Genomic DNA, 12659 nt, shown 5'->3' with positions numbered 1-12659 from the left:
CCATGGCGCGCAATCCGCTCGAAGGCATGAGCCGCCCTTATCGCCCTGGCCCGCTGCTACCGCAGGGACGGCTGACCGGGCCGATGCCGTGGGTGATCGCGATCATGATGTTCCTGACCGTGCTGGCAACCGCCGCCGGCCTCGCCCTCAATCAGGGCGCGCGAGCCTTGGTGGATGAGGTCTCCGGCCGCGTGACCGTGCAGGTGGCCGAGGCCGATCCGCAGGCACGCGGCCAGGCGGTGCGCCGCATCGTGGGCCTGCTCGATCAGGCTGACGACGTGGGCACGGTGCATGTCGTGCCGGAGAGTGAACTGGCGGCGCAACTCGCGCCCTGGCTCGGCAATGACCTCAAGCTGGCCGATGTGCCGCTGCCGGCGCTGATCGATGCCGAACTGCTGACCCCGGAGAGCGCGCGGACCGAGCGCCTCGCTGTTCTCGACAAGGCAGTGAAAGAGATCAACGCCCATGCCCGCGTCGAGCCGCATGGCGATTATCTCTCGCCCCTCGCCCAGCTTGTCTGGTCCATCGGCCTCGTCGCCTTCGCCGTCGTCGCGCTGATGGCCTTTGCGACCGGCGCCGTGGTCGTGCTGGCCGCGCGGGGCGCGCACGCCACCCATCGCGGCACCATCGACATCATGCACATGCTGGGTGCCACCGATGCGCAGGTGGTGCGCCTGTTCCAGCGGCGGATGATGCTCGATGCGCTGTTCGGCGGCGTGGTGGGCTATGCGGCGGCGACGCTCGTCATCATCCTTGTCGGTCGCTCGATGGCGGCGGTGGCGTCCGATCTCATGAGCAGCGCCTCGCTGCCCGGCATCGCGTGGATCATCTTCCCGCTGCTGCCGGTGGCGGGCGTGGGCGTCGCCTCGCTGTCCGCGCGTCTCACCTTGCGGCGGGCGCTGGAGCGCTCCTTGTGATCCGGCGGTTTCTCTCGATCATCCTGCTGGTCTGGGCGTTCGGCTTTGCCTGGTTCGCCCTGCTGCTGCCCCAGCCGCACGACGATGAAAAGACCGATGCGATCGTCGTGCTCACCGGTTCGGCAGGCCGCATCGAGCGCGGGCTGGCCCTCCTCCGCCGCGACCAGAGCCGTCATCTGCTGGTCTCCGGCGTGGACCGGGACGTGCGGCGCGGCGAATTTGCCGCGCTCTACAGGGTTTCGCCGGCACTGATGAGCTGCTGCATCACCTTGGGCCGCGAGGCGATCGACACGCGCTCCAATGCCATCGAGACGGCGCAATGGCTGCGCCGCAACCGTTACACCTCCGTGCGGATCATCACCACCGACTGGCACATGCGTCGCGCGCAGTATGAACTCTCGCGCCAGATCGATCCTTCGGTTCGCATCGTGCCTGACGCCGTGCGGTCTCATCCGAGCCTGACGGTGCTGTTCCGCGAATATCACAAATTCGCCCTGCGGCGAATTGCCGGTCTGCTCGGCATTTGAGCGGGAACGGACAGCCCATGCCGCCCCTGTCCCCGCTCGGCACGCTGGTCACGGCGCTGCGCTCGGCGCTGTTTTCGGTGCTGTTCTACGGCATGACCGTCTTCCTGCTGCTCGCCTGCCTGAGCGTGATGCCGTTCGGCGCACGCAAGGTCGTGCCGCTCGCGGCGGTGTGGTCGCGGATTCACCGGTTTCTGGCGCGCTGGGTGCTGGGCCAGAAGATCGTGGTGGAGGGCGCCTTCCCTGACGAACCGGTGTTCATCGTCTCCAAGCATGAATCGATGTTCGAGACGCTGGACGCGGTGATCCTCTTCCATCGCCCGGTGATCGCCGCCAAGCGCGAATTGGGGGACATCCCGGTCTGGGGCGCGGTGGCGCGGGCTTATGGGCTGATGATCGTCGACCGGGCAGGCGGTGCCAGCGCGCTGCGCGGCATCCGTGCCGAAGCGCGCGCCGCCTTTGCCGAGGGCCGCCCCGTGCTGCTCTACCCGGAAGGGACGCGCGTGCCGCATGGCGAGCGTGCCCCGCTCAAGGCTGGCTTTGCCGGGCTCTATACCATGCTCGGCGTGCCCGTGCTGCCGGTGGCGCTGGATACGGGCCGGCTTTCCCCTCGCAACAGTTTCCTGAAGCGCTCCGGCGTCATCACCTATCGACTGGCGCCGCTCATTCCGCCCGGCCTGCCTCGTGCAGAAGCGGAACGCCAGCTGTTCGAGGCGATCAACAGCCTCAATGGACCAGCGGCCGAGCGGGAAATCGATTCGGTTTGACGCGAAATCGATTCGACTCACCGTTCGTTCATTGTCGTTTCATCCGGGCGAACGGATAGCTAAGCTCGAGCGGGGGTCTGATCGTGCCAGCGATATTGCGGCACGACCGCTGGCCGATCTGCGATTGCGGGAGACATTTGAATGAACCGGACGAGAGCACCGATCCAGCCTCTCATCACTTGGGCGATCGGGCTGGTGGCCAGCGCGGCACTGGTGGCGGCGCCTGCCGCGGCCCAGATCAACACGGTCGATCCCAACACGCAGATCGACGCAGATCTCGCGCCTGGCGCGCCGGCGAACCAGACGCCGTTGCCATCCGAGCCTGCGCCCTCTTACCCGCCAGCCGATCCGGTCTATAACGATCCGGCCACCAGCCCGCCGCCCGCGCCCCCAGCGAGCACCACGGCCCAGACCGCAACCACACCGACCGAGGCCGCCGGCGTGCCGGAGAACGCCGCCGCAAACACCTACAAGAAGGACGATCTGATCGGCGCGGCCGAGGGCGTCTTCGGCAAGGGCGCTGAAGGGCTGGCCGGCATCATCGAGAACATCCTCAAGGATCAGGGCGAGCCGATCGCCTACATCGCCGGGCGCGAGGCCTCGGGCGCCATCGGTATCGGCCTGCGCTACGGATCGGGGACGTTGTTCCACAAGATCGAGGGCCAGCGCGACGTCTACTGGACTGGCCCGTCCATCGGCTTCGACCTTGGCGGCAATGCTGCGAAGACCTTTGTGCTCGTCTACAATCTCTATGACAGCCAGGAGCTGTACAAGCGCTTCCCGGCCGGCGAGGGCGCCGCTTATCTCGTGGGCGGTTTCAACGCGAGCTACATGCGCTGGGGCGATATCGTGCTCATCCCCATCCGGCTGGGCGTCGGCTATCGGCTCGGCGTCAATGCCGGCTACATGAAGTTCACCGAAAAGCGCAACTGGCTGCCCTTCTGAGCATCCACGCGAGCGGCGCTCGACCGATCGGGTAAAGCGCCGCTTTGCGCGGGCAGAGACAAACTCATCCCACGCAGCGCTGGTCTGTGCGCGCGCAGGCGCTAGATTGGCGGCATAACACCGCGCACAGGAGACAAGACCATGGCCGACAGCGACCCCGCCAACAATCTGCCCGCCGGATATGTTCCGCCCAAGGTGTGGCGCAACGAGACGGAGAATGGCGGGCAGTTCGCCAGCATCAATGCGCCGACGGCGGGCGCGCGGCAGGACATCACCCTGCCCATCGGCGAACATCCGCTCCAGCTCTATTCGCTGGGCACACCCAATGGCCAGAAGGTCACGGTGATGCTCGAGGAGCTGCTGGCCGCGGGCTATGACGCGGAATATGATGCCTGGCTGATCAAGATCTACACCGGCGAGCAGTTCGGCAGCGATTTCGTAAAGATCAACCCGAACAGCAAGATTCCGGCGATGATGGATTACAGCCAGAACCCGCCGCTGCGCCTGTTCGAGAGCGGTTCTATGCTGGTCTATCTGGCCGAGAAGTTCGGCGCCTTCCTGCCGACCGACGTGCGCAAGCGCGCCGAGACGTTCAACTGGCTGATGTGGCAGATGGGCTCCGCGCCGTTCGTCGGCGGCGGCTTCGGGCACTTCTATGCCTATGCGCCGATCAAGATCGAATATGCCATCGACCGCTACGCCATGGAAACCAAGCGCCAATTGGACGTGCTCGACAAGCAATTGGCCGACAATGAATTCATCATCGGCGACGAGATCACCATCGCCGATTTCGCGATCCTGCCCTGGTATGGATCGATGATGCGCAGTGCCTATGATGCGCAGGAGTTCCTCTCGGTCCATGAGTATCGCAATGTCGACCGCTGGGTGACGCAGCTCCATGCCCGCAAGGGTGTGAGCCGCGGCCTGCTGGTCAATGCTGCAGGACGCCCCGGCGGTGGCATTGCCGAGCGACACAGCGCCAAGGATCTCGACGACGCCATCGCCGCAGCGGCGGAAAACGCGCCCGCGTGACGCGGCTTTAAATGTATAACGCACATGGCCGGGCCAGCCAGGCCCGGCCATGTGCGTCATCCTGCCCTTCCCGGATTCCCCGGTGATCAAGGCGCAGAACCGCACCGCCGAGAAATTTCTTCACGCATTTAAACGGTGCGGGAACCAAAATGCCCGATTGGCGTTCCCCTCGGGGGTCTGAGCTATCTGCCCTTTTGGCATCTGAAAGGGCGGGCATTAAGTGCTTCATAATAATCGCGAAGTGTTTCTCTATGCCGCCATCGCCTTCCTTCTGGCGATCCCGTTCGCCGGAGACCTGATCTTTCCGCTCGGCACCGCTGTCTGGGTCATCTACCTCCTCCCCACCGTTCTCGCCTTCCTGGCGTCCGCTCCCCTCGCGCCGCTCGTCACCGCGTCGCTGGCAACGCTGCTGACGATCATGGGCTTCTTCTTCGCGCGCGATGGGGTCGATCCGAACATCGCCATCGTCAACCGCGTCATCGGCGCCTCCGTGAACTGGCTGCTGGCCGCTGTTGGCGTCATGTTCATCCGCAGCAAGCTGGAAATCGCCCGGCAGGATTGGCTGCAGGCCGGGCAAGTCGGACTTGGAAACGCCGTTGCTGGCGACCTGTCGATTGAAGAGGTCTCCCAGCGTGCCTTGCGCTACCTGGCCGAATATCTCGGCGCGCAAGCGGCTGCCCTGTTCGTGCGCGAGCAAGCGACCTTTCAGCGCCGTGCCGTCTATGGCGTTCCGCAGGACGCCCCCATTCCGCAGGAGATCACGCCCGATGATGGGTTGCTCGGTCAGGCCGTACGCGACAAGCGCGGCTTTCTGCTGACCGAGGTGCCGGAAAATTATCTCTATTACGGCTCGGCCTTCGGCCGGGCGGTCCCGCAGCAGATTCTAGTCGCGCCCGCGCGCGCCGATGGCGAAGTCAACGCCGTGATCGAACTGGGATTGACCGGCAAGGCCGCCCATGATGCCGAAGCCTTCATGACGCGGATCGCCGCGCAGCTTGGCGTCTCGATCCGCTCGGCAGCCTATCGGTCGCAGCTTCAGGCGCTGTTGGAAGAAACCCAGCATCAGGCCGAGGAACTGCAGGCGCAGGGCGAAGAACTGCAAGCCAATAATGAGGAGCTGGAAGCGCAGAGCCAGCGGCTGCTGGAATCGCAGGCGCGGCTGGAAGCGCAGCAGGCCGAGCTTGAGGAGAGCAACGCCTCGCTGGAAAATCAGGCCCATGAGCTTGAGGCCCAGCGCGACGAGCTGGAACAGGCCCAGGCCTCGCTTGAGGAGCAGACCGCCGAGCTTGAGAAGGCCAGCCGCTACAAGTCCGAATTCCTCGCCAACATGTCTCACGAGCTGCGCACGCCGCTCAATTCGCTGCTCATCATGGCGCGGCTGCTCGGGGAGAACCGGGCGGGCAATCTCTCCGCGGATCAGGTCAAGCACGCCCGCACAATCGAATCCTCCGGCAATGATCTGCTGGCGCTGATCAACGATATTCTCGACATTTCGAAGATCGAGGCCGGCAAGGTGGAGCTGGACATCCGCCCGGCGAAGCTCTCGACCATGTTCGAGCGCCTGAGCGCGACCTTTTCCGCAGGCGCGACCTCGAAGGGGCTGGCGCTGCGGACGGACATCGACCCCGGCCTGCCAGCCGAAATCCGCACCGACGCCCAGCGCGTCGAGCAAGTGCTCAAGAACTTCCTCTCCAACGCGATCAAGTTCACGGCCGCCGGTGAGATCACGCTGCGGGCATCGGCCGCACCGGGCGGCGGCGTTGCGCTGAGCGTGCGGGATACCGGCATCGGCATCCCGGCGGAGAAGCTCGGCATCATTTTCGATGCCTTCCGTCAGGCGGATGGGACAGTCAGCCGCAAATATGGCGGGACCGGGCTTGGCCTGTCGATCTCCCGCGAACTCGCCGGGCTGCTCGGCGGCTCGGTCGGCGTCGAGAGCGCCGCCGGCGAAGGCAGCGTGTTCACGCTGACGCTGCCGCTCGAGCTGGAGCCATCCGCGCTCGATCAGGGCCGCTCGCAATCCCGCCCTGCCCTGCCCGAACCCGCGCGTGGGCCGGCGCTGCCAGCCTTGCCGCGCCAGTCGCCGGTCGCGGATGATCGCGAGGTACTTTCGGGCGATTCCCGCTTGATCCTCGTCGTGGAGGATGATGCGCGTTTTGCGGAAATCCTCGCCGACCTCTCGCACGAACTCGGTTTCCAGTGCCTCGTCGCGGGAACGGCGGACGAAGGCGTATTGCTGGCCCGGCAATATCTGCCCCACGCCATCATCCTCGACATGAACCTGCCCGACCACACCGGCCTCTCCGTGCTCGACCGGTTGAAGCGCGACGTGCGCACGCGGCACATCCCGGTGCATATCGTTTCGGTCAGCGAGGATGCGCAGGCGGCGCTGGCCAATGGCGCGGTGGGCTATCTGCTCAAGCCGGTGCGGCGCGAGCAACTGGTCGACATGCTCGAAGCGCTGGAGACGCGCATTTCGCAGCGCGTGCGCCGGGTGCTGGTGGTGGAGGACGATGCCCGCCAGGCCGAGAGCATCGGCCTGCTCTTGGGCTCGCGCGATGTCGAGACGGTGGCCGCACACAGCGCGGCCGAATGCCTCGACCAGCTGGGCACGACCAGCTTCGACTGCATGGTGCTGGACCTCAATCTCCCCGATACGCCGGGCCTCGATCTGCTCGAACGGCTGAGCGAGGATGAGACGATCGGCTTCCCGCCGGTGATTGTCTATACGGGCCGCGACATCTCCCCCGAGGAAGAGCTGCGCCTGCGCCGCTACTCCAAGTCGATCATCGTCAAGGGCGCAAAGTCACCCGAGCGGCTGCTCGATGAGGTGACCTTATTCCTGCACCAGGTCGTTTCCGAACTGCCCGAGGCGCAGAAGGAGATGGTCGTCCGCTCGCTCAACCGGGATGTCGCGCTGGATGGCAAAACCATCCTCGTGGTCGAGGACGACATTCGCAATGTCTACGCGCTGACCAGCATTTTCGAGCCGCATGGCACCACCATCCGCATCGCCCGCAACGGCCGGGAAGCGCTCGACGCGCTGGACCAGTCCGCAAAGGGCGAGGCGCCGATGGTCGACTTGGTGCTGATGGACGTGATGATGCCGGAGATGGATGGCCTGACCGCCACCCGCCACATCCGCGGGCAGAGCCAATGGCGCAACCTGCCGATCATCGCCCTGACCGCCAAGGCCATGGACCGCGACCAGCAGGAATGTCTGGCAGCCGGCGCCAATGATTATCTCTCCAAACCGCTCGACGTGGACAAGCTGCTGTCGCTGGTGCGCGTGTGGATGCCGCGATGACCCCCGAAGCCGAGCTTGCCCCGCTGGACGTGCTTGAGGCCGATCTGCTGATCGAGGCGATCTGGCGGCATTATCATTATGACTTCCGCGGCTACTCGCGCAATTCGCTCCACCGCCGCCTGCTGCGCGCCCAGCCGCATCTTGGCTGCGAGAGCTTCTCCCAGATGCAGCACATTGTGCTGCGCAGTCCCGCCGCCTTTGGCGAGCTGATGCGCTACCTGACCATCCAGGTGAGCGAGATGTTCCGCGACCCCGATTATTTTCGGGCCCTGCGCGATCAGGTGATCCCGCATTTGCGGACCTACCCCTCGATCAAGGTCTGGATCGCCGGCTGCGCCAATGGCGAGGAATTTTACTCCATGGCCATCCTGTTTCGGGAAGAAGGGCTGGAGGAGCGCACGATCTTCTACTGCACGGACATCAGCCCCGGCGCGCTCAACAACGCGCAGAGCGGCGTCTACGAGCAGAGCCGCATCGCGAAGTTCACCGAGAACCACCGGCTGTCCGGCGGACACACATCCCTCTCCGATTATTATACTGCAGCTTATGGCGGCGTGGTGTTCGACAAGTCGCTGCGGTCGCGCGCGGTGTTCGCCGAGCACAGCCTCGCGACGGATCAGGTGTTTGCCGAGGCGCATCTGATTTCCAGCCGCAACGTGCTCATCTATTTCGACCGCGATCTGCAGGACCGCGCGATCGATCTCTTCGCCAATTCGCTGGTGCGCGGCGGGTATCTCGGCCTAGGCTCGCGTGAGACGCTGCGCTTCTCGCGGACGTCCGGCTGCTTTGATGACTTCGTGCCTCAGGAAAAAATCTATCGCCGCAACCTCGTCCCGTCACAGGAGCCCGGCCATGTCGCCTGATCCGGTCCGCATCCTCATCGTCGATGACGTGGTGGAAAATCTCGAAGCGCTCGAAGCGCTGCTGGCTCATGACGGCGTGGAAACGGCCCGCGCCGGTTCGGGCGCCGAGGCGCTGGAGCTGTTGCTGGTGAACGAGTTCGCCCTTGCCCTGCTCGATGTGCAGATGCCGGGGATGGACGGGTTCGAACTGGCCGAGCTGATGCGCGGCACCGAGCGGACCCGCCGGATCCCGATCATTTTCCTCACCGCCGTGGCCACCGACGAGACCCGGCGGTTCCGCGGCTATGAAGCCGGCGCCGTCGACTATCTGCTCAAGCCGATCGATTCGCTCGTGCTGCGCAGCAAGGTGGAGGTGTTCGTCGAGCTTCACCGGCATCGGCAGGCCCTGGCGCGCCATGGCGATGAATTGAGCCGCGCTCTCGGTCGGCTCCAGGCGCACCGGGACAACAGCCCGCTTGCCATCGTGGAGTTCGATGACAGCGAGCGGATCGTCGGCTGGTCGAAGGGCGCCGAGCGCATGTTCGGCTGGAGCGAGCGGGAGATGCTGGGCGGCGACCTCGCCACGACAGCCTGGAGCGATGCCGATGGCACTGCCCCCCTGCACAGCCTGTTCGCGGACTTCCGCGCCGGCGTGAAACAGCGCGACATGCTGAGCCTCGTGCTGCACAGCCGCCAGGGGACGGACATCGACACGGAATGCTATTGTTCCGCAGTTCATGGCGCCGGCGGCCGGCTGCTCTCGGTGGAAGTGCAGATTCTCGACGTGACCGAGCGGCGCCGGGCCGAAAAGACCCAGCGGCTTCTGGTGGGCGAGCTCAACCACCGGGTGAAGAACACCATGGCCTCCGTGCAGGCCATCGCCTCGCAGACGCTCCGCCACTCGGCCGATCCAGCCGATTTCGCGCCGACCTTCATCGGCCGCATCCATGCGCTGAGCAAGGCGCATTCGCTGCTGAGCGAAGCGACATGGAAGGCCGCGAGCCTGCGGGAGCTGATCCATGGTCAGTTCGATATGGGCGTGGTCGGTCCCGACCGCCTCTCCGCGACCGGGCCGGACGTGGACCTGGAACCCGAGCCGTCCCTGCATCTCTCCATGGTCCTGCACGAGTTGGTGACCAACGCCCTCAAATATGGCGCGCTATCCACCGCAGAAGGCCACGTCGCGCTGAACTGGACGCTGGAGGATAGGCAACTGCATCTGGAATGGGTAGAGCGCGGCGGGCCGCCGGTCTCGCCCCCATCGCGCACCGGTTTCGGCAGCATGTTGATCGAGCGCAGCCTGCGCAGCGAGGGCGGGGCTTCCACCGCCACTTACGAGCCGGAGGGGCTGCGCTGGACCCTGACCCTGCCCTGCGCCGTCGTGAGGAAGTCCGCCCCCGCCGCGATCCCACGGACGGCGCCCCAGCCCGTCCTCCAGGTTACCATCGAAGGCTCGCTGGACGGCAAGTCCGTGCTGGTCGTGGAGGACGAGCCTCTGGTCGCGCTGGATATCCTGACGGTGCTGGGCGAGAGCGGCGCGCGGGTCATCGGGCCGGTCACCACGCATGACCAGGCACTGGAGCAGGCCCGGACCGGCCAGTTCGACCTCGTGCTGCTGGATGGCAATCTGCAGGGCGAGACGGTCGAGGACATCGCAGCGCTGCTGCAGGCCCGCGCCATCCCGTTCCTGATGGTCAGCGGCTATGGTGCGGCGCAATTGCCGGACCTGCTCGCGCGCCAACCGATCGTGACCAAGCCGTTCAGTGCGGAGGAATTGCTCCGGGCTGCACGATCCCTGCTCGCGCCCAGCCCCGCCATGGATATCGCGGTCTAGCGCCGCGATCAAAGGAATGCCTCGGGACTGGGCAAGGTTGGTGAAATCTCCCACACGTCGGGAAAATTTTCACACCTTTCTGCCATGTCCGTTCCGCTGACGTTCAGCGAAATGGCGTAAAAGCAGCCCCAGCCACAAATTGGCACGACACATGCTTTGGAGAGGACAGCGGGTCGAACGGATCGGCCCGCCTTCAAGGAGCCTACCGATGTCCGCCTCACACCCCTCGATGCTCGCACGCCCCGATACGCTGCTGGGAATCTGCCAGGCCATTGGCGAGGATCTCGGCATCAACCCGACCTGGGTCCGGGCGGCGCTTGCCTGTGGTGTCTTCTTCAATCTCGCTGCGACGGTGGCCATCTATCTCGGCCTCGGGCTTGTCGTGGCCGTCAGCCGCTGGCTGTTCCCTGCGCCATCGCGCCCAGTCGCGGATGTTGTGGTGGTCGACGCAGACGCCGCGCAGGCCGAGCCGGCTGCAGAGACCGTCGATCAGGACACCCAAGCGCCACAGCCCCTGCCGCTGGCCGCCTGAGCCTATTCGGCTCCCGCACCTGCCTGACGATCAGTGCAGGCGCTGGCTGCCCTGCCCGTCGCCCCGCCGCGCGAACTGCATGAGCTGGATGATCAGGTCGTTGCGGTCGCGCAGCGCATCGGCTTCGAGCAGGGCCTGTTTGGCCGCCGGATCGAAGGGCGCGATCTGCGCGATGGCATTGACCAGCATCTCGTCGTCCAGCGTCTCGACCGCATCCCACTCGACCTCATAGCCAAGCGACGCGGCGAACGCCCGGGCCTCATCCTCCAGCGCGGCCCGCTCGCTGGGCGCCAGCACGCCGGGTTCATCCTCGACGCCTTCGATCATCTCGACTTCAACCTGACGGAAGGCGGTGGGGACATCCAGTTCTCGCTGCACGCGAAAGCGCGCCTCCCCGGCCAGAATGATGTTGAAGCGCCCGTCATCCAGCGCCTCGATCTCGGTGATCCGCCCCATGCAGCCGATAGAGAAGAGCGGCGCCGGCTCGCCCGGTCCGCTCGGCTGGATCATGCCGATGCGCTGGTCCTTGGCCATCGCCTCCGAGACCATCGCCCGATAGCGCGGCTCGAAGATGTGCAGCGGCAGGTGCATGCGGGGGAACAGCAGCGCCCCGCCCAGCGGGAAGATGGCCAGCCTGCGCTGCATCACAGCCTCAGGCGAAGAGAATTTGCGAAAGGCGACGGCGCTGGCCGGCAACCCAGGGATCTTCCAGCCCGACCACCTCGAAGAGCTGGAGCAACTGCGTCCGCGCCTTGCCCTCCTCCCAACTGCGGTCGCGCGCGATGCTGGTCAGCAGCGCCTCGGCGGCGGCATCCCGGTCGCCATTGGCCATATGAGCGGCCGACAGCTCGAACAGCGCGTCATGATCATCCGGATTGGCCTGGATGCGGGCCTGCAGCGGTGCCACGTCCACGCCCGGCGTGGCGGACCGCGCCAGCGCGATGGCCGAGCGTCCGCGCTCGATGGCCTTGTCGTGCGCCAGTGCCTCGGGCAGGCTGGCCACGAGCCCGTCCGCCTCATCGAGATGCCCGGCGGCCACCAGGGCGCGGATCTGCCCGCCCAGAGCCTCTGCATTGTCCGGCGCCATCTCGCTGATCTGCGCGAAGATGGCGATCGCCCGCTCCGCGTCGCCGCCCGCAAGCACGTCCTCCGCCATGGCCAGCAACGGCGCGATATCCTGCGCACGCTGCCCCGCCTCGCTCTCGACCGGCAATTGCGCGAGGATCTGGTCGAGCATCTGGCGATACTGGCTCTCGGTGCGCGCCTGGGTCAGGTCCGCGACTGGCTGGCCCTGGAACACCGCGTAGACGGTGGGGATAGACTGGACGCGGAACTGGCTGGCGATGAACCGGTTCTCATCGACATTGATCTTGACGAGCAGCACGCCCCGGTCGGCATATTCGGCCGCGATCTTTTCGATGATGGGCGAGAGTTGCTTGCAGGGCCCGCACCATTCCGCCCAGAAGTCGACCATGACGAGCTTCGTTTGCGAAGGCTCGACAACGTCGCGACGGAACGCCTCGACGGCCTGCTTGTCCTGCTCGCTCAACCCGAGGGTGGCCACGTCATATCTCCTGCTGCCTGTCGGTTCGATCAGACCATATGGGGTGGAACGCCGATGCTCTGCAAGGGTGACTGGGAATCTTTGGAGAAAGCGCAAAAGGGGCTTGCCGCCTTCCAAAGGCGATGCTAGTTGCCCGCCTCACCCGACCGGAAGGCACTGCCCCGGTCCGCCAGAGCGGGCGTAGCTCAGGGGTAGAGCACAACCTTGCCAAGGTTGGGGTCGAGGGTTCGAATCCCTTCGCCCGCTCCAGTTTTTTCAAGAATTCGATGATCTAACGGCCTTCGGGCTGGCCTGTCTTTACGGCGGGGCGATCTGGTCGCTCGGCGCTCGGAAGCGCTCTGTTTAGGGCGATCGGACATCGAGATTTGAAAAGGCGCTCGGTCGCGACCACGGCC

Annotated in this window: 11 protein-coding genes and 1 tRNA gene; 10 read left to right on the top strand and 2 right to left on the bottom strand. The window is 65.6% G+C overall.

Annotated elements, in window-relative coordinates:
* Positions 1-2 precede the first annotated feature (2 nt).
* The 9 genes from M2339_RS15825 (at position 3) to M2339_RS15785 (ending at position 10700) form a co-directional block, all read left to right on the top strand.
* Positions 3-917 carry a cell division protein FtsX gene (locus tag M2339_RS15825; RefSeq protein ID WP_264587986.1) on the top strand — a complete coding sequence of 305 codons (915 nt, stop codon included), beginning with the start codon at positions 3-5 and terminating at the stop codon, positions 915-917.
* Complete coding sequence (locus M2339_RS15820; RefSeq protein ID WP_264587987.1) at positions 914-1444, top strand: YdcF family protein; 531 nt, start codon at positions 914-916, stop codon at positions 1442-1444. The genes M2339_RS15825 and M2339_RS15820 overlap by 4 nt, the downstream gene beginning before the upstream one ends.
* 17 nt (positions 1445-1461) lie before the next feature.
* Positions 1462-2208, top strand: coding sequence for a lysophospholipid acyltransferase family protein (locus M2339_RS15815; RefSeq protein WP_264587988.1), 747 nt, complete (start codon positions 1462-1464; stop codon positions 2206-2208).
* A gap of 141 nt (positions 2209-2349) precedes the next feature.
* On the top strand, positions 2350-3153 hold the full coding sequence (locus M2339_RS15810) for a DUF1134 domain-containing protein (RefSeq protein WP_264577230.1): 804 nt from the start codon (positions 2350-2352) through the stop codon (positions 3151-3153).
* Positions 3154-3294: 141 nt separating this feature from the next.
* Positions 3295-4185 (top strand): glutathione-dependent disulfide-bond oxidoreductase, encoded by an 891-nt coding sequence (yghU, locus tag M2339_RS15805; protein WP_264587989.1) that lies wholly within the window; start codon positions 3295-3297, stop codon positions 4183-4185.
* Between the two features lie 220 nt (positions 4186-4405).
* Positions 4406-7492 (top strand): response regulator, encoded by a 3087-nt coding sequence (locus M2339_RS15800; protein ID WP_264587990.1) that lies wholly within the window; start codon positions 4406-4408, stop codon positions 7490-7492.
* Positions 7489-8355 (top strand): CheR family methyltransferase, encoded by an 867-nt coding sequence (locus tag M2339_RS15795; RefSeq protein WP_181558443.1) that lies wholly within the window; start codon positions 7489-7491, stop codon positions 8353-8355. The genes M2339_RS15800 and M2339_RS15795 overlap by 4 nt, the downstream gene beginning before the upstream one ends.
* Complete coding sequence (locus M2339_RS15790; protein ID WP_264587991.1) at positions 8345-10168, top strand: response regulator; 1824 nt, start codon at positions 8345-8347, stop codon at positions 10166-10168. The genes M2339_RS15795 and M2339_RS15790 overlap by 11 nt, the downstream gene beginning before the upstream one ends.
* Positions 10169-10376: 208 nt before the next feature.
* Positions 10377-10700, top strand: a complete 324-nt coding sequence (locus M2339_RS15785; protein WP_264587992.1) for a PspC domain-containing protein — start codon at positions 10377-10379, stop codon at positions 10698-10700.
* Positions 10701-10730: 30 nt separating this feature from the next.
* Here the strand turns inward: M2339_RS15785 and M2339_RS15780 are convergent, their stop codons facing one another.
* Positions 10731-11345, bottom strand: a complete 615-nt coding sequence (locus M2339_RS15780; protein WP_413714875.1) for an LON peptidase substrate-binding domain-containing protein — start codon at positions 11343-11345, stop codon at positions 10731-10733.
* Positions 11346-11352: 7 nt separating this feature from the next.
* Entirely contained in the window at positions 11353-12264 is a 912-nt protein-coding gene (locus M2339_RS15775) for a tetratricopeptide repeat protein (RefSeq protein ID WP_264587993.1), read from the bottom strand.
* Positions 12265-12438: 174 nt separating this feature from the next.
* Between M2339_RS15775 and M2339_RS15770 the strand changes: the two genes are divergently transcribed.
* Positions 12439-12513, top strand: a tRNA-Gly gene (locus M2339_RS15770).
* Positions 12514-12659 lie beyond the last annotated feature (146 nt).

This window comes from Sphingobium sp. B2D3C, assembly GCF_025961835.1.
Taxonomy (GTDB): Bacteria; Pseudomonadota; Alphaproteobacteria; order Sphingomonadales; family Sphingomonadaceae; genus Sphingobium.
The sequence above is the reverse complement of the archived record's forward strand: the minus strand, read 5'-3'. Positions and strand labels throughout refer to the sequence as shown.

Coding starts and splice junctions, on each gene's coding strand:
- M2339_RS15825 (WP_264587986.1), top strand. CDS start 3: ATGGCGCGCAATCCGCTCGAAGGCATGAGCCGCCCTTATCGCCCTGGC.
- M2339_RS15815 (WP_264587988.1), top strand. CDS start 1,462: ATGCCGCCCCTGTCCCCGCTCGGCACGCTGGTCACGGCGCTGCGCTCG.
- M2339_RS15810 (WP_264577230.1), top strand. CDS start 2,350: ATGAACCGGACGAGAGCACCGATCCAGCCTCTCATCACTTGGGCGATC.
- yghU (WP_264587989.1), top strand. CDS start 3,295: ATGGCCGACAGCGACCCCGCCAACAATCTGCCCGCCGGATATGTTCCG.
- M2339_RS15795 (WP_181558443.1), top strand. CDS start 7,489: ATGACCCCCGAAGCCGAGCTTGCCCCGCTGGACGTGCTTGAGGCCGAT.
- M2339_RS15790 (WP_264587991.1), top strand. CDS start 8,345: ATGTCGCCTGATCCGGTCCGCATCCTCATCGTCGATGACGTGGTGGAA.
- M2339_RS15785 (WP_264587992.1), top strand. CDS start 10,377: ATGTCCGCCTCACACCCCTCGATGCTCGCACGCCCCGATACGCTGCTG.
- M2339_RS15780 (WP_413714875.1), bottom strand. CDS start 11,345: ATGCAGCGCAGGCTGGCCATCTTCCCGCTGGGCGGGGCGCTGCTGTTC.